Annotated in this window: 16 protein-coding genes, 1 pseudogene and 1 other annotated feature; all 17 genes and pseudogenes read right to left on the bottom strand. The window is 49.1% G+C overall.

What is annotated here, in order from left to right; genetic code table 11:
• Window positions 1-25 precede the first annotated feature (25 nt).
• A complete protein-coding gene (gene rplS, locus CHK_RS13860; protein ID WP_046444667.1) occupies window positions 26-367 on the bottom strand; it encodes a 50S ribosomal protein L19 in 342 nt (113 codons plus the stop codon).
• 96 nt (window positions 368-463) lie between these two features.
• Complete coding sequence (gene trmD / locus CHK_RS13855) at window positions 464-1,207, bottom strand: tRNA (guanosine(37)-N1)-methyltransferase TrmD (protein ID WP_046444666.1); 744 nt, start codon at window positions 1,205-1,207, stop codon at window positions 464-466.
• Window positions 1,197-1,721 (bottom strand): ribosome maturation factor RimM, encoded by a 525-nt coding sequence (gene rimM / locus CHK_RS13850; protein ID WP_046444665.1) that lies wholly within the window; start codon window positions 1,719-1,721, stop codon window positions 1,197-1,199. The genes trmD and rimM overlap by 11 nt, the downstream gene beginning before the upstream one ends.
• Window positions 1,718-1,945 carry a KH domain-containing protein gene (locus CHK_RS13845; RefSeq protein ID WP_046444664.1) on the bottom strand — a complete coding sequence of 76 codons (228 nt, stop codon included), beginning with the start codon at window positions 1,943-1,945 and terminating at the stop codon, window positions 1,718-1,720. Before CHK_RS13845 ends, rimM begins: the two co-directional genes overlap by 4 nt.
• Window positions 1,946-1,961: 16 nt before the next feature.
• Window positions 1,962-2,201 carry a 30S ribosomal protein S16 gene (gene rpsP, locus CHK_RS13840; protein WP_046444663.1) on the bottom strand — a complete coding sequence of 80 codons (240 nt, stop codon included), beginning with the start codon at window positions 2,199-2,201 and terminating at the stop codon, window positions 1,962-1,964.
• Between the two features lie 73 nt (window positions 2,202-2,274).
• Entirely contained in the window at window positions 2,275-3,597 is a 1,323-nt protein-coding gene (gene ffh / locus CHK_RS13835; RefSeq protein ID WP_046444662.1) for a signal recognition particle protein, read from the bottom strand.
• A gap of 21 nt (window positions 3,598-3,618) precedes the next feature.
• Window positions 3,619-3,843: pseudogene (gene ylxM, locus CHK_RS13830) on the bottom strand (YlxM family DNA-binding protein); the annotation flags it as partial.
• Window positions 3,844-3,985: 142 nt separating this feature from the next.
• Window positions 3,986-4,630: an MBL fold metallo-hydrolase gene (locus tag CHK_RS13825; protein ID WP_052740616.1), complete on the bottom strand. Its 645-nt coding sequence runs from the start codon at window positions 4,628-4,630 to the stop codon at window positions 3,986-3,988.
• Window positions 4,631-4,650: 20 nt separating this feature from the next.
• Entirely contained in the window at window positions 4,651-5,550 is a 900-nt protein-coding gene (gene ftsY, locus CHK_RS13820) for a signal recognition particle-docking protein FtsY (RefSeq protein ID WP_046444661.1), read from the bottom strand.
• Between the two features lie 18 nt (window positions 5,551-5,568).
• Entirely contained in the window at window positions 5,569-9,117 is a 3,549-nt protein-coding gene (gene smc / locus CHK_RS13815) for a chromosome segregation protein SMC (protein ID WP_046444660.1), read from the bottom strand.
• A gap of 6 nt (window positions 9,118-9,123) precedes the next feature.
• On the bottom strand, window positions 9,124-9,552 hold the full coding sequence (locus CHK_RS13810; protein ID WP_046444659.1) for a SoxR reducing system RseC family protein: 429 nt from the start codon (window positions 9,550-9,552) through the stop codon (window positions 9,124-9,126).
• Window positions 9,549-10,247 carry a tRNA threonylcarbamoyladenosine dehydratase gene (locus CHK_RS13805; protein WP_046444658.1) on the bottom strand — a complete coding sequence of 233 codons (699 nt, stop codon included), beginning with the start codon at window positions 10,245-10,247 and terminating at the stop codon, window positions 9,549-9,551. The genes CHK_RS13810 and CHK_RS13805 overlap by 4 nt, the downstream gene beginning before the upstream one ends.
• 1 nt (window position 10,248) lies before the next feature.
• Window positions 10,249-12,033, bottom strand: a complete 1,785-nt coding sequence (gene aspS, locus CHK_RS13800) for an aspartate--tRNA ligase (RefSeq protein WP_046444657.1) — start codon at window positions 12,031-12,033, stop codon at window positions 10,249-10,251.
• 30 nt (window positions 12,034-12,063) lie between these two features.
• Entirely contained in the window at window positions 12,064-13,314 is a 1,251-nt protein-coding gene (gene hisS, locus CHK_RS13795; protein ID WP_046444656.1) for a histidine--tRNA ligase, read from the bottom strand.
• A 49-nt stretch (window positions 13,315-13,363) separates the two neighbouring features.
• Window positions 13,364-13,592, bottom strand: a binding site (T-box leader).
• 50 nt (window positions 13,593-13,642) lie between these two features.
• Window positions 13,643-15,139 (bottom strand): coproporphyrinogen dehydrogenase HemZ, encoded by a 1,497-nt coding sequence (hemZ, locus tag CHK_RS13790; RefSeq protein WP_046444655.1) that lies wholly within the window; start codon window positions 15,137-15,139, stop codon window positions 13,643-13,645.
• Window positions 15,140-15,143: 4 nt separating this feature from the next.
• A complete protein-coding gene (locus CHK_RS13785) occupies window positions 15,144-15,764 on the bottom strand; it encodes an MBL fold metallo-hydrolase (protein ID WP_046444654.1) in 621 nt (206 codons plus the stop codon).
• 10 nt (window positions 15,765-15,774) lie between these two features.
• Window positions 15,775-16,224 carry a D-aminoacyl-tRNA deacylase gene (gene dtd / locus CHK_RS13780; protein WP_046444653.1) on the bottom strand — a complete coding sequence of 150 codons (450 nt, stop codon included), beginning with the start codon at window positions 16,222-16,224 and terminating at the stop codon, window positions 15,775-15,777.
• Window positions 16,225-16,232: the final 8 nt, after the last annotated feature.

Raw genomic sequence — 16,232 nt, 5'->3', positions numbered from 1 at the left:
TGCCGCCCCCCGCATCTTATGACTTTTATGCTTCTCTGATTTTAGCTGCCTTACCGACTCTGTCACGCAGATAAAACAATTTCGCTCTGCGAACCCTGCCGTGACGAAGAACTTCGATCTTATCAACACGTGGTGAATGGATCGGAAATGTTCTTTCCACTCCAATGCCATAGGATACACGGCGAACCGTGATCGTCTCAGACAACCCGCCGCCTTTTTTCGCGATCAAATATCCTTCAAATGCCTGTAATCTTTCTCTGGTACCCTCGACAACCTTTACGTACACCTTAACAGTGTCGCCAACTTTCAGCTTAGGTACATCAGATTTCAGCTGTTCTGCTTCTACCGCTTTAATGATATCGTTCATTTTGAATAGCCTCCTTCCACTACAGACGTTCTTACCCGCATATTCGGGCAGCGGACCATCCTAATTCAAAACACTAAAATTTTATCACAACCTGACTTAAATATCAAGATTGTTTTTTAATTTAGAAAGCAACTTTTTATCCTGCTTTGTAAGCTCGGCTTTTTCCAGCAGGTCCGGCCTGCGCTCAAAAGTCTTTTTCAAGGCCTCTTCCCTGTTCCATGCGGCAATATTCTTATGATGCCCTGAAAGCAGGACTTCCGGCACGTCCATGCCGCGAAAGGACGACGGCCGCGTATATTGCGGATACTCGAGCAGCCCTTCGCTAAAACTTTCCTCACTGACAGATTCGTCGTTGGAAAGCACTCCCGGTACATAACGCATCACACAATCCATCAGTACCATTGCAGGAAGCTCTCCACCGGTCAATACATAATCCCCGATGGAAATTTCTTCATCTATCAGGTGATCAAGCACGCGCTGGTCTACACCTTCGTAGTGCCCGCATAAAATATTAACCACCTCAAACCCGGATAGTTCCTCTGCTTTTTGTTGCGTAAGCGTCTGTCCTGCGGGGCTCATATAAATATTACGCGTTCTTTTCTGCGCATATTTTGTCTCAAGCGCTTCGAAACAACTGAAAAGCGGCTGGGGCATCAAAAGCATTCCCGCGCCTCCACCAAACGGATAGTCGTCCACACGGTTATGCTTATCTTCCGTAAAGTCACGGAAATTGACCGTATTCACCTCAATCAGCTGTTTTGATATTGCTTTTTCGCACAGGCTGGTTCCGCGAAACCCCAAAAACATCTCGGGAAAGATTGTCAGGCAATTAAATATCATATACCGCAACCTCTTCAAGCCTTTGCGCGTCTACGCGTATCACACCCGTATCCACGTCCTTTTCCACTACGACGCCCGGAATTGCCGGAAACATACAAACACCGCGCTCTTCCGTATGCACTACATACACATCAGCCGCGCCGTTTTGCAGAATATCCTTCAAGGTGCCAAGCACTTGACCGTCCGTAAGCAACACGCTAAGGCCAATCAGGTCGCAGATATAATAAGCCCCTTCGGGCAGCTTTGCCGCATTTGCACGGTCGACGTACAAAACGCTTCCACGAAGCGCTTCCACCGCATCCCTGTCATCATAGCCTTTCAGCTTCAGGTAAGCATAGCGCGCATCTACGCGTGCGCTTTCCACCTCTACCGGCTTATAGTCTCCTTCCGACAGGAAAAAGACATGAGACAGGTATGAAAACCGTGACAGGTCGTCCGTAAAGGCATCCAGCTTAATTTCTCCCCTCAGGCCCTGCGGCTTCAGGATGCGGCCAAGTTCGAAATAGTCTGTCATATGATTTCTACAATATACTTTTTGGACGCTTTGGTCGTAGCGGCTTTCACAACGGTACGGATGGCTTTTGCGATCCTTCCCTGCTTACCGATCACCTTTCCCATATCGTCCGGCGCAACCGTCAGCTCAAGGATATAAGCGTTTTCTTCTTCACGCTCGCTAACCTTTACCGCATCCGGCTCGTCTACCAGATTCCTGGCAATATATTCCACTAATTCACGCATTGCAAATCACCCTTTTTTAGTTGATTGCGCCGCTTTTTTTCAGTAATGCGCGCGCAGTATCCGTAGGCTGTGCACCATTGCCGATCCAGCTTTGCGCCTTTTCATTATCGAGTTTCAGATCCTTTGTAAGCGGGTTGTAATAGCCGATCTCTTCAATGTATCTGCCGTCGCGCGGCGCTCTTTCATCTGCTACAACCATTCTGTAAAAAGGTCTTTTCTTGGAACCCATTCTCTTTAATCTGATTTTTACTGACATAGTATAACCTCCAAAATAAATTCAACTTAATATTTGATTACCGATCAAACGGCGACTCACTTTCCCACTGCCGTTAAAACGGCATTTTGAACATTCCCTTGCGCTTACCGCCTTTTCCGGAGAACTGGCGCAGCATCTTTTTCATCTGGTCAAACTGGTTGAGCAGGCGGTTTACTTCCTGCACCGTGGTACCGCTGCCAGCGCAGATGCGTTTGCGGCGCGAACCATTTATAATCTGTGGATTCTGGCGCTCTTCCCTGGTCATGGAACGCACGATTGCCTTGGTGCGTTCAAGCTGTTTTTCGTCAAGCGTCATGCCTTTGAGCTTATTACCTCCCGGCATCATAGCGAGGATATCGCTCATGGAGCCCATATCCTGAAGCTGCTCCATCTGGTCAAGGAAATCCTCAAGGTTCAGCTGATCCTTTGATATCTTTTTCTGGAGCTCCGCAGCCTTCTTCTCTTCAAACGACGCTTCCGCCTTCTCAATCAGCGTCATAACATCGCCCATGCCAAGGATACGCGACGCCATACGATCCGGGTAAAACGGCTCGATGTCCGTCAGCTTTTCCCCCACGCCCACAAATTTGATCGGCTTTCCTGTTACCGCACGCACGGACATTGCCGCACCGCCTCGGGTATCGCCGTCGATTTTTGTAAGGATTACTCCGTCGATTCCAATATTATCGTTAAAGGTCGTCGCCGCGTTTACCGCGTCCTGGCCTGTCATTGCGTCAAGCACAAGCAGCGTTTCCGTCGGATTTGCCGTCTGCTTCAAATCCTTAAGCTCGCTCATCATCTCATCGTCAATATGCAGCCGTCCCGCCGTATCGACAATCACAATATCACAACCAAGCTTTGTCGCCTGTTTCAGCGCTTCCTTATAAATCCTGGAAGCGTTATCCTGTCCCATATCAAACACATCTACGCCTACCTGCTCGCCTACCACGTGCAGCTGCTTGATTGCCGCAGGGCGATAAATGTCACAGGCCACAAGAAGCGGTTTCTTGTTCTGCTTTTTGTAATACCCTGCAAGCTTTGCGCAAAACGTCGTCTTACCCGCGCCCTGCAAGCCCATCATCAGGATTACCGTAGGTGGGGAACCCGCAAGCTTGATCTCCGCCTGCCTGCCACCCAGAAGCTCCGTAAGTTCGTCGCGCACGAGCTTGATTACCTGTTGCCCGGGCGTAAGGCTTTCCAGAATCTGCGAACCGACAGCCTTTTCAGAAAGCTCCTTAATAAACTTCTTCACAACAAGGAAGTTAACGTCCGCCTCCAGCAATACGAGCTTTACCTCCCGCATTGCAGCTTTGATATCGCTTTCAGAAAGCTTGCCGCGCGAGGTCAGCTTTTTAAATACATTTTGTAATTTTTCCGCAATTCCTTCAAATGCCATTTATTTCTCCCCAGAGAGCTGCTTTTCTACCAGTCCAAGTTTTTCTTCCATATCCATAAGCTTTGCCTGCGCGCGCTTTAAGGTATCAAGCACGCCCTGACGGGATATTCCAAATTCCTGCGCAATTTCCGCAAGCGAGTAATCGTCATCATAATATAAGGCAAATATCTTCGCCTGTTTTTCGGTCAGGAAGCTGCCATAAAAATCATAATATAAACTGAGACTCAAATCTTTTTCATGCTTCATCTTATTCCCGCCGATACAGATGCACATTTTCCTTCCAGTACATCTTATGTCCTGATTCAAAAAACAGGTGTCAAGTACGTAACCTTTACACCTGTTTTATTATACATGATTTTTCCCTTCTGTCAAGCCGTTTTCCTGATTTTTACAGCCTGTCCAGCTTTTCCATCGAGATTGCCGCCCCATGCCCCGGATAAAAAAGCTTCGCCTCGCAAGACTTCAGGCGCAAAAGGCTTTTATCCGCCCGCCCGTAATCCTCCGCAATACGCGCGCCGCTTACACCGAACAAATTCATCATCGTATCGCCAACAATACACGCCTGCGCGCCGCCGCACAAAAATCCCACAGAGCCTGCGGTATGGCCAGGCAGCGCAATCACCTGCACATGCACGCCATATTCAGATAAATCCTGCCCGTCCTCCAGAAAAAAATCCGGCTCAAACGGATCGAGCTTTATTTTATGGATTGTCCGCAGTGACGAGCTTTTGATAAAACCGCCAATTATCCCCCGCGATCCAAAGCTGCGGAGGCGGTTATCCTGAGAAAGCCTGTAATCTTCCTTGTGGATCGCAATGGGAACATTTAGTTTTTCAGCCAGGAATGCCGCGTTTGCACTGTGGTCAAAATGTCCGTGCGTCAAAGCAATCAACCTGATATTCCAGCCGCTGATTCTTGCAAGCAGTCTTTCACGGATCGGCTCCGGTCCGGTATCCACAAGGATTGCCGATCCATCTTCTATGATTCCAAAACAATTCACCGTCCCAAACCGGAGCGGTACAATCTCCTGCATTTTATGTTCTCCGATTCGCTTTATTCCAGAATTGCCCTGGCAAACTCTTTTGCATCAAATGGCTGCAAATCATCCACGCCCTCGCCAACACCGATAAAGCGCACAGGCACGCCGGTCATATCCTTGACCGCGCACACAACGCCGCCCTTTGCGGTCCCGTCAAGTTTTGTCAGGATAATCCCCGTCAGCTTCACGCTCTCATTGAAAACCTCCGTCTGGGAGATAGCATTCTGCCCTGTCGTCGCATCCACCACAAGAAATGTCTCCCTGTTCGCCTGCGCATATTCCTTGTCGATCACGCGATTGATCTTTTCAAGCTCGCTCATCAGATTTTTTTTGTTGTGCAGCCGCCCAGCCGTATCGATAATCAGCAGATCAATATCGGCATGCTTTCCCGCGTCGATCGCATCATAAACCACAGCCGCCGGATCCGCACCCTCCGCATATTTGATTACGCGCGTATTCGTACGTTCTCCCCAAATAGAGAGCTGTTCCGCCGCGGCTGCACGAAAGGTGTCTGCGGCAGCTAAAAGCACTTTTTTACCTTGGGTGTTATAATAATTGGACAGCTTTCCGATCGCCGTCGTTTTGCCGACGCCGTTAACGCCCACAATCAGCATCACGGTTGGCTTTTTAACCTCTAACGGCGGCGCGTCCATATAATCCGCAAGAATCTCTACCAGCATATCCTTGATCTGCTCCGAATCCGCCACCTTATTTTCTTTGACGCGGTCTCGCAGGGTTTCTACGATCTTTTCCGTGGTAGCATAACCGATGTCTGACAAAATCAACGCTTCTTCAAGTTCTTCGAAAAATTCTTCGTCAACCTTCCTGAAATTCTTGATTACATTATTTATTTTTGCTGAAAAATTTTCCCTCGTCTTATTGACTCGTTCTTTTAGCTTGTCAAAAAATCCCATTTTCCTGCCTCATTTCTGTTAAAGTTGCACGGATACAATGTCTGAAACGCCCTTTTCCTGCATTGCAATCCCATATAAAGTATCACAGATCGCCATAGAGGGCTTTCTGTGCGTAATGACAATAAACTGTAAGTCCTCAGATAACGTTTGCAGATATTCTGAGAACCGTATTACATTCGCATCATCCAGCGGCGCGTCGATCTCATCCAGCAGACAGATCGGCGAAGGATTGATATTGAGCATCGCAAAAAGCAAAGCAATCGCCGTAAGAGCCTTTTCCCCGCCTGACAAAAGCTGAATATTCTGGAGCTTTTTGCCCGGCGGCTCCGCAATGATCTCTACGCCGCACTCCATGATATCCCCATCCTCCAGAACAAGCTCCGCATGGCCGCCTCCAAACAGGTCCCTGAACGTATTGGTGAAATTTTCGTTGATCAGTGCAAACTTCGCGCGGAAGCTTTCCTTCATACCGGACAACAGGTTGTCGATCACCACCTGCAAATCTCCGCCTGCTTTTACAAGGTCTTCGCGCTGCACAAGCAAACTGTCGTAACGTTCGCGCACGCGCGTATAGTCCTCGATTGCATTCGGATTCACCGCGCCCATGTCGCGGATTTGCTCCCTGATGCCATCTATCTCCTTCATAGATGCCTGATAAGGAAATTCCTTTTTCCACACAAGCGCATTTGCATAGGTAAGGCCGTAATCATCCCACAGCTTTGTCTGGTATGTCTCGCGTGCAAGCTCCAGCTTCTCGCGGTTGGCGATATACTTGTACTTCAGCTCAATTAACTGCTCCTTGCCGCCAGTGAGCTCTTCACCCTTTTGCTCCGCCTGTGCAATCTGCCCGTTAAGCGCATTGCGCATTTCCAGCTTCTCTTTTGACTCGTCGCCCGCACGCCGCACCCGATCCAATACTTCGTCAAGCTGCCCGCGAAGCTCCGCCTTCTGGTGCGTAAGCTGCTTCATCTCAACCATAAGCGTTTCATTTTGGTTTTGCATCGCTTCTAAGCTTTGCTTTGCCTGCGCGGCTGCAAAACGCACGTGCTCCGCCTCGCTCAGCAATATATTTTTCTGGTTGTTAAGCTCGGTTTGCTCCAGCTCTTTTGCAGACAGCAAATCCTTTGTTTCAGAGGTTTGTGCCGCATTCTTTGCCGCGCGTTGCTCTGCCTCGGCCTGCTTTGCAAGCAGCGCTTCAAAATCCTCCCCCGCTTTTTGCACATCATCAAGGAGCGTTTTGATCTGCATGTTGATTGCTTCCAATTCGCTTTGCGTGTTTTTCAGCTCATCCTGCAGCTTTGCCGATATGGTATCCTGATCTGCAAGCGCTTCCTTTGCCGATGCGAGGCGCTGCTTTATTTCCGCTGACCTGATTTCCTGTGCGCGAAGCTCGTTTAACGCTTCCTGCTGTCTCTTTTGCGCCTGCTCGGCCAACTGCTGGCAAGCTTTTAACTCACGCCCGACCTTCTCAAAGCGTTTCTGGTTCTCCGCTATATTTTCCTCAAGCTCCTGCGCCATACGTTTTCTGGAAAGAAGCCCTGTTTTCGTGTTTTTCAGGCTGCCGCCTGTAATCACGCCGCCCGGCTTGATAAAATCCCCGTCCATTGTGACCGCACGGAACGCATAATCCGATTTTTTCATCAGCCTGATTGCGCTGTCCATATCGCGGACGATCACCGTCCTGCCGAGCAGAAAATCCACCGCGGGCCGTATTTCTTCTGCGCAATCGATGGCCTCGCTGGCAACGCACTCCACGCCATCCATCGCCAAAAATTCTTTTTCATTTTTTTGCAGGTGACGTACTTTCAGAGCCTTTGTCGGCAAAAACGTAACGCGTCCAAGGTTATTTTTCCTGAGGAAGGCGATAATATCCTTTGCGTCCGTGTCCTCTTCCACAACAACATTTTGAAGGGCGTTTCCCAAAATCACTTCAATCGGCGTCTCGTATTTTTTGGGAACGTCAATCACTTCTGCCAGTACGCCTTTTATTTTACGCCTGATTTCCGGTGCATTTTTTGCCTGCTTAAACAAGGATTTTACACTGTCAAAATATCCTTCGTATTCCGCGCGTATATCGCTCAGAAGCTTAAAACGCGACTCATCCTCGCTGATACGCCTGGAAACCGCGGCAGCCTGCGCTCCAAGCTCTTTTTCCTGTGCGCGCGACGCAGCCATTTCCTGCGCTGCCTCGTTCATCGTTTCACGAAGCCTGGCAGCCTCATCGTCATAGCGTTTCGTCTCAGCAAGCAGCGTCTGCACCTGCTCCGCCTGCTTTTTGACATATTCCTTATGTTTCTTGGCCTCTTCTTCTGTGGCTTTGCTTTTTTGTGTCAGCATTTCGCTGCGCAGTTCTTTTTCGCTTTGCTCGAGCTTCATCGACTGCAATACGCTGCGGGCGCTTTCCACCTCGCGTTTGATATCGTCAATCGCATCTGCCGCGTCGCCCGACTCGCCCGTAACAGCCTCTATTCTTTTTCTCAGTTCCAGAATTTCAGCATATTTTTGGTCGATCGCATTGTTTTTTTCATTGACCTGTTTTCCTAAATCCTCGGCCTTTTTTTGATTTTCCGAGATAACCTCTTCATATTCGTCTCGTTTTCGCGAATTTTCATGAAGAATAGCGAGATGCGTGCTTTCCTTTTCCTCGAGTACATTCAGCAGCCCCTTTAGGCGTTCCTGCTCGCTCATCTGCTCCGCTAACATTGCATTTTGCTGCTCAATCTCCTGCTGCAGAGCCTGAAGACTTCTTTTGCATTCAGAAACACGCGCTGCCTCTGCGTTTATCTGTGCGGTAATATCATGATATTCCTGCTCGTTTTCTTTAATCTGCTCTTCATTTTTGGCGATTCTCTCCCCTGCGCGGTCATACTGGTACAGGTAAAGATTGATTTCGAGCTCCTTTAGCCTGTCCCGCAGGTTCAGGTAATCCTTCGCCTCGTTCATCTGCTTCTCAAGGGGCTCTATCTGTGCGAAAAGCTCGGAAATAATATCGTCGATACGCGTAATATTCTCGTTTGTTTTTTGCAGATTCCTCTCCGCTTCCTCCTTGCGCACCCTGTATTTCATGATGCCTGCCGCCTCTTCAAACACCTTGCGGCGCGCGGTCGCCTTGCTGTTCAAAATCTCATCGATCTTGCCCTGTCCGATGATGGAATAACCTTCTTTGCCGATTCCGGTATCACGAAACAATTCCAGAATATCCTTTAACCGGCAACCTGTATTATTAATCGAATATTCGCTTTCGCCCGAACGGTACATTTTCCGTTTTACAGAAATTTCCGTATATTCTGATTTGATCCGCATATCAGAGTTATCAAAAATAAGCGCAACCTCGCAGTATCCCTTTTTACTGCGCGTTTGCGTTCCATTGAAAATCACATCCTGCATACTGGTTCCACGCAGGTTCTTTGAGCTTTGCTCGCCCAAAACCCACCGCAGCGCATCCGCAATATTGCTTTTACCGCTGCCGTTTGGTCCCACGACGCCCGTGATTCCCTTATTAATAATAATCTCTTTTTTGTTGCAAAAAGATTTGAAGCCGTTTAGTTCGATTCTTTTTAGAAACAAAGGGATTTACTCGCTTTCTTCCACAATTTTTGTCATGGTGTATACATTCGCAAACTTCTTCTTGAAGTAAGGATTCAAAAGCCTGAGCACTACAAACGCAACCGCAGCAAATATAATTCCAAGGATTGCCGCAAAAGCGTCCTTTACCGGGAAAATATCCTGTGGGATCACATAGCCAAGCCATACGCCGACAAACAGCATGATCAGCGGGAAAATATAAGCAATCGCCGAAGATTGCAGTGCATTTTTAGTTGTAAATTGGACCTCTACACGTTCCCCCTCACGCGCATGAAGCGCATTTTCCATCGTGACGGTGATATCGTTCTGGCCTGATATCATCCCGCAGGCGCCGCACTTCGCACATGCCGAAGTCCGCTCAAACAACACGTACGCCGTATTGCCATCTATTTTTGTAACGAGTCCCGATTCCTTCATTGCTCTACCCCGATAATCCGCCTGACCACATAACCGGCCATCAATAGCCCGCATACGGGCGGTACAAACGATATACTGGCGGGCACGTGCTTTCCATCCTCAGCGAGCTGCGTTTTCTGGGGAAGCTCATCGGAGCAAACCACGGGCAGCTTATCGATTCCCGCATCCCGAAGCCTTTTGCGTAATATTTTTGCAATCGGATCACACTTTGTCGCAAACAAATCCACAATGCAAAAACGCTCCGGGTATAGTTTATTTCCCGCGCCCATAGACGAAATGATTTCAATTCCCCGCCTGCTGCACTCCAAAATCAAAAGCTCTTTGGAGCGCAGGCTGTCGATCGCGTCCACCACAAAATCGATCGGGCCCGACAGCAGTTCATCCGATGTTTGCCCGTCATAGAACGCATCATACGCCACCACGTTTGCCTGCGGGTTGATGTCCAGGATACGCTCCTTCATCACGCCCACTTTCTTCTTGCCGATTGTAGACGAAAGCGCAACCAGCTGCCTGTTGCAGTTCGAAGGCTTTACAACGTCATTATCGACCAAAATAAGCGTTCCCACGCCCGCTCTGGCAAGCGCTTCCGCAGCGAAGGAACCTACACCGCCTACGCCAAACACAGCGACAGCTGAATCCTTCAATTTCGCCGCCGCATCCGCTCCGAGCAGCGCAACCGTTCTGGAATCGTCCATCTTAGTCTTCATCCACCTTGATATGCAACTCCCGCAGCTGTTTTTTATCAACCTCCGTAGGTGCCTTTGACATCAAATCCGACGCATTCTGCACTTTTGGGAATGCGATTACGTCACGGATAGAATCCACGCCTGCCATCAGCATTGCAAGGCGGTCAAGGCCGTATGCGAGCCCGCCATGCGGAGGCGTTCCGTATTTAAGCGCTTCAAGCAGGAACCCAAACCGGTTCCATGCGTCCTCTTTCGAGAAGCCCAGCGCTTCGAACATTTTTTCCTGCAGCTCTGAGCTGTGGATTCTGATGCTTCCCCCGCCGATCTCGTTGCCGTTCAATACGATATCATACGCCTTTGCCCGTGCATTTGCCGGATCGCTTACCACCTTATCGATATCTTCATCCATGGGCGACGTGAAGGGGTGGTGCTTCGCGACATATCGTTTTTCTTCCTCGCTATACTCAAACAGCGGAAATTCCGTTACCCACAAAAGATCCCATGTATTCTCTTTGACCAGCTCAAGCTTTTCAGCAAGCTTTAGACGCAGAGCGCCAAGCGAATCATACACGACAGAATTCTTATCACCCACAAAGAACAGGATATCTCCTACCTGTCCGTCTGTGCGCTGCATGATTGCGTCGATTTCCTCCTGCGTCATAAACTTTGTGATTGGCGAATTCAGGCCGTCCTCGCGGATAGATATCCACGCCATACCCTTTGCGCCATAAATTTTAACAAAATCAACCAACGCGTCTATCTCGCGACGCGCGAGGATGTTTGCACATCCCTTTGCATTGATCGCCCGTACGCTCCCGCCATTTTTCACAACGGAGCTGAACACCTTGAACTCGCTGCCTGCCACAATATCGCTGACATCCCTTAGCTCCATGCCAAAACGCGTGTCCGGCTTATCGCTGCCAAAACGGTCCATTGCCTCCTGATAAGGAATGCGGCGCAGCGGCAGCTTGATATCGATATCCATCACGTCTTTAAATACTTTTTGAATCAGCCCTTCGTGTATTGTCATCACATCGTCCGCATCCACAAAAGACATTTCCGTATCAATCTGCGTGAATTCCGGCTGACGGTCGGCACGCAGGTCTTCGTCGCGGAAGCATTTTGTGATCTGGAAATATCTGTCATAGCCGGAAACCATCAATATTTGTTTGAAAAGCTGCGGAGACTGCGGCAACGCATAAAACGCGCCCGGATGAATACGGGACGGTACAAGATAGTCCCTTGCGCCTTCCGGCGTACTCTTTTGCAGCATAGGCGTTTCTATATCAAGGAATCCGTTATCTGAAAGATAAGCACGCGCTGAGTTGGCTATTTTGTTACGCAGGATAAGATTCTTTTGCATATCCGGCCTGCGCAGGTCAAGAAAGCGGTATTTAAGCCGCAGCTCTTCACGGACCTTGGAGCCGTCTTCGATCTCAAACGGGGGCGTTTCCGCCTTGCTGAGTATCTTCATTTCGCGAACCTTTACCTCAATAAGGCCCGTAGGGATTTTCGGATTGACCGTATCCTCGGACCGCTCCATGATTTTACCCTTTACGGCAAGAACAAATTCGCTGCGGATGCTCCCTACTTTATCAAAATCGCCCTCAAACACCGATTCGTCAAATACAACCTGCATAATTCCCGAACGGTCACGCAGGTCAACGAATACAAGCCCGCCAAGGTCCCGGCGCGTATCCGCCCAACCCATAAGCGTAACTTCCCTGCCAACGTCGTCTTTTGTAAACTCTGCGCACAGCGCGGTTCTTTTCCAATCGCCTAATAATTCTCCCATTTCACTCTTCTCCCGATGATATAAAATTGATTATAAATATAACTTGATATCCTTTTGATGCACAACGCGTTCCTCGCCTGTTTCCATTGTTTTGAGGACAACCGTTGCGTTTTCCATTTCGCTTTCGCCGATCACGCCTACTGTTTTCGCGCCGATTTTATCCGCATATTTAAACTGCGCTTTGATACTGCGCGCGCAGTGATCCATATCGGCCTTGATTCCGGCATTGCGCAAATCGCGCACCAATACTGCCGCTGTAAGCCTCGCCTGTTCCCCGTGCGTAACAATAAACACATCCGTAAGCGCTGGTTTTGGAATCTCTATTCCTTCGCTTTCCATTACAAGTAAAAGCCGCTCAATCCCAAGTCCAAAGCCAATACCCGCCATATCCGGGCCGCCAACCTGCTTAATCAGTTTGTCATAACGTCCTCCTCCGCACACCGTTCCCTGCGCGCCGATGCTGTCCGATATGATCTCAAATACTGTTTTTGTGTAATAATCCAATCCCCGTACGATGAGCGGGTTGACCTTATATTCGATTCCAAGTACGCTAAGATACTTTTTCAATTCTTCAAAATGCGCGCTGCATTCATCGCATAGGTGGTCGATCATCAGCGGCGCTTTTTCGATCACGCCCCTGCAGCCTTCCTCTTTGCAATCGAGTACGCGCAACGGATTGCGCTCCACGCGGTCTTTACAGGTTTCGCAGAGCGAATCGATATTGCTGTTCAGATAGTCCTTCAAAAGCGCGTTATACTGCGGCCTGCACTGATCGCAACCGATACTGTTTATATTAAGCTTAAGCTGTTTAAGGCCTGCCTCACCCAAAAGCGTGAGCGCAATATTGATCACTTCCGCGTCTATGCTCGCGTCCGGCGCGCCAAACACTTCCACACCAAACTGGTGGTGCTCCCGCAGCCTTCCGGACTGCGGCTTTTCGTAGCGGAACACCGGCGTGGAAAGATAATACATTTTAGTAGGCTGTGGGTTGGACGGAAGGCCTCCTTCAATAAAAGCACGCACAACACCAGCCGTCCCCTCCGGCTTCAGCGTAACAGAGCGGTTTCCTTTATCCGTGAAGGTATACATCTCCTTCTGGACAATATCCGTCGTATCTCCTACGCCGCGCAAAAACAGCTCCGTATGCTCAAAAACCGGCGTCCGTATCTCCCGGTATCCTGCAAGCGACGTAATCTGCCGTACCAGCTGCTCAATATAATGCCATTTATAGCTCTCCTGTGGAAGAACATCCTTTGTGCCTTTTGGAGCTTTTATTGCCACTTCCTTCTACCTCCGATAATTCTTTTCAAATAAAAAAACGTCGTCCTGAACAAGGGACGAAGTTTCAAAAAATCCGCGGTACCACCCACTTTGAGAAAATAAATTCTCCACTCTCGCCCATAACGCCGGCCCGCGCCCGATACTACCGGCTTTACGCTTTCGCACCGGAAACTCCATGGTGTTCTTCGCCATATCTTAAACGCACAGCCGCTTCCAGCCGCGACGGCCGCTCTCTTTTGCGTAAGGCATACGGTTACTCTCCATATCATCGTATTTCCATTAGGTTTATTATACCCATGAAACGTTTGCCTGTCAACAAACGCAGCGGTTAATTTCCTTGCCCAAACAGTTCCTTTTTCCGCGCGACCATTTCATCCGTCCGCTCGGTATAATGCTTCAAATCCTTCACATTTGCCGCCCGCTCGATACGGTTTTGCGCGCCAAACACCCGTTTGGATATCCCGCCCGCTCCAAATGCCATGTTACTCACGGTTTCTTCCATGATATCTATATTATAAACGCATTCCCTCCCGGGCTTTGCAAAACCAACATTTTCGAGGTTTCCGTTCATATATTTTTGCCGGTAAAGATAATATGGCTCGTATCCATGCGCCAGCAAAAACTCTTGTGCAAAATCCACCATTTCTTCCGCTTCCTGTGCGGAAGGCAGGTCCGATTGCCGTTCGAGCGCAAACTCTGAGGATCTTTTCAGCGCAAGCGTATGCACCGTCACATTTTCCGGTTCAAAACGCATCACATCGCAAAGCGTATGTTCAAGGTCATGGATATCCTCCTTCGGCAAGCCCAGGATAATATCCGTATTAATGCTTTTGAAGCCGGCTTCCTTTGCATATTCAAACGCATGAAAAAAATCGGCAGCCGTATGCCTGCGGCCGATCAGCTCCAGGGTTTCGTCTTTTGTCGTCTGCGGATTGATACTGATGCGTTCTACGCCCGCCTCCTGTAAAAGCGCAAACTTTTCCGGCGTAATCGTATCCGGCCTTCCTGCTTCCACCGTAAATTCACGCTTCTGCGGAAACAATGTATTTACCCTGTAAAGCAATGCTTCCAGTTCCCTTTCACCGAGCGCCGTCGGCGTGCCGCCGCCGATATAAACAGTACGCACGCTGTAGCTGCCCAGCGTCCCGCGCAGCTTCTCCATTTCATAAAAAAGCTTTTGCAAATACACGTCCCGCAGCTGCTCGCTTTGCCTTACGTCCCGCGAAATAAAGGAACAGTATTTGCACCGGGACACGCAAAATGGAATTCCCACATAAATATCCACGTCGTTTTCCGCCACATCTGCAAAAAAAGGCTCCTGCACTTTTGTGATCCTCGCAGCCAGATCGGTTTTTTCCGGCGACACATGATAGGTGTCGAGAAATACCCTGCGCGCCTGCTCCAAGCCGTCCGCAGCCGCAAGCTCGCGCAGGAGTTTTGTGGGACGTATCCCCGTGAGCGAACCCCAGGGCATATGCCGCTCGTAATATTCCTGCAAAAGCTCATAAACCGCCAGCTTCACATGATGCTTTCTCATCTTTTTTGACAGAAGCGTATTGCGTTTGATGTCAATGTCCTGTCCTGTTTTTTGGTCTGCAAATACAGGGTTTGCTTCCTTTTCCAGTACCAATACGCCATCGATATAATATTCCAGTCTTGTATGCCAGCCCGCTTCGTCATGCCAAAAAAAATGCCGAAGCATTTTGCCGGCATCCATTTCATTTTTGTCATCCAACTGCCGGATATGCTTCTCCGGCAAAAACAAGCGGATCTCATCGCAGATATCCTGAAAAAATTCAGGTGTGTCCGTATAAAGTGAAAACATTTTTTTATTCCCTCATAAAAGGATTGTAAGCTTTCTCCCGTTGCAATGTGGTTGCTGCGCCGTGCCCGGGATATACTGTATAATCTCCTTCAAGTCCTGCAAGCCTTGCAAGGGATTCCTGCATCGCCTGTGGACTGCTGTCCGGAAAATCCGTCCTTCCAATCGACTGTGCAAAGAGCGTATCACCAGAAAAAATAACATCGCCAGCTATATAGCATACGCTGCCCTGGGAATGTCCCGGCGTATGCAGTACCAAAAAGTGCATGGAATCCACATCGACCGTTTCGCCGTTCTTTAACACCACATCCGCCGCAGATAAACTGACCGGGCTACCCATAAAATAGGACAGGTTTTTCATGGGAACCCTGAGCATTTCTGCATCGTCTTCATGAATTGCAACCTTACAGTTGAGCGATTCCTTCAATTCATCCACACCGCCAATGTGGTCGGCATGCCCGTGCGTCAGGAGAATATATTGAACCTGCAACCCCAAAGCGCGTACTTTTTCCAATATTACAGCACTGTCGTCTCCGGGATCAATGATGACTGCGTTATTCGTAGCCTCGTCATACGCAATATAAGCATTTTCCTGTAACCCGCCGGTTACTATCGTTATAATTTTCATTGCTACCGTCCTAAAATTCTTTTCTGCTGTCAAGCAGGATCGTAACAGGCCCGTCGTTTACAAGCGCAACGTCCATATCAGCCTGAAACGTCCCGGTCTGCAGCCTGTCGCACCGTTCGCGGAATATATAAATGCACTGTTCAAAAAGATCCCGCGCATCCTCAGGCGGCGCGGCTTTGATATAGCTTGGGCGCCTTCCCTTTCGCGCGTCCCCATAAAGCGTAAACTGTGATACAAGCAACAGCTCCGCGCCGATATCCTTAAGAGAAAGGTTCATTACGTCCTGTCCATCCTCAAATATCCGTAGATTGACACACTTGTCCGCAATATATTCCATATCTTTTACCGTATCGTCCTGCGCGATGCCAAGAAGCACCACAATACCTGCATCTATTTTTGCGACAATGTCGCCGTCCACCGATACGGACGCATTTTTCACACGCTGCACAACCGCTCTCATCTACAGCC

It is taken from the genome of Christensenella hongkongensis (genome assembly GCF_000981035.1).
Lineage (GTDB): Bacteria > Bacillota > Clostridia > Christensenellales > Christensenellaceae > Christensenella > Christensenella hongkongensis.
This window is presented reverse-complemented; position numbering and strand designations above follow the sequence as displayed.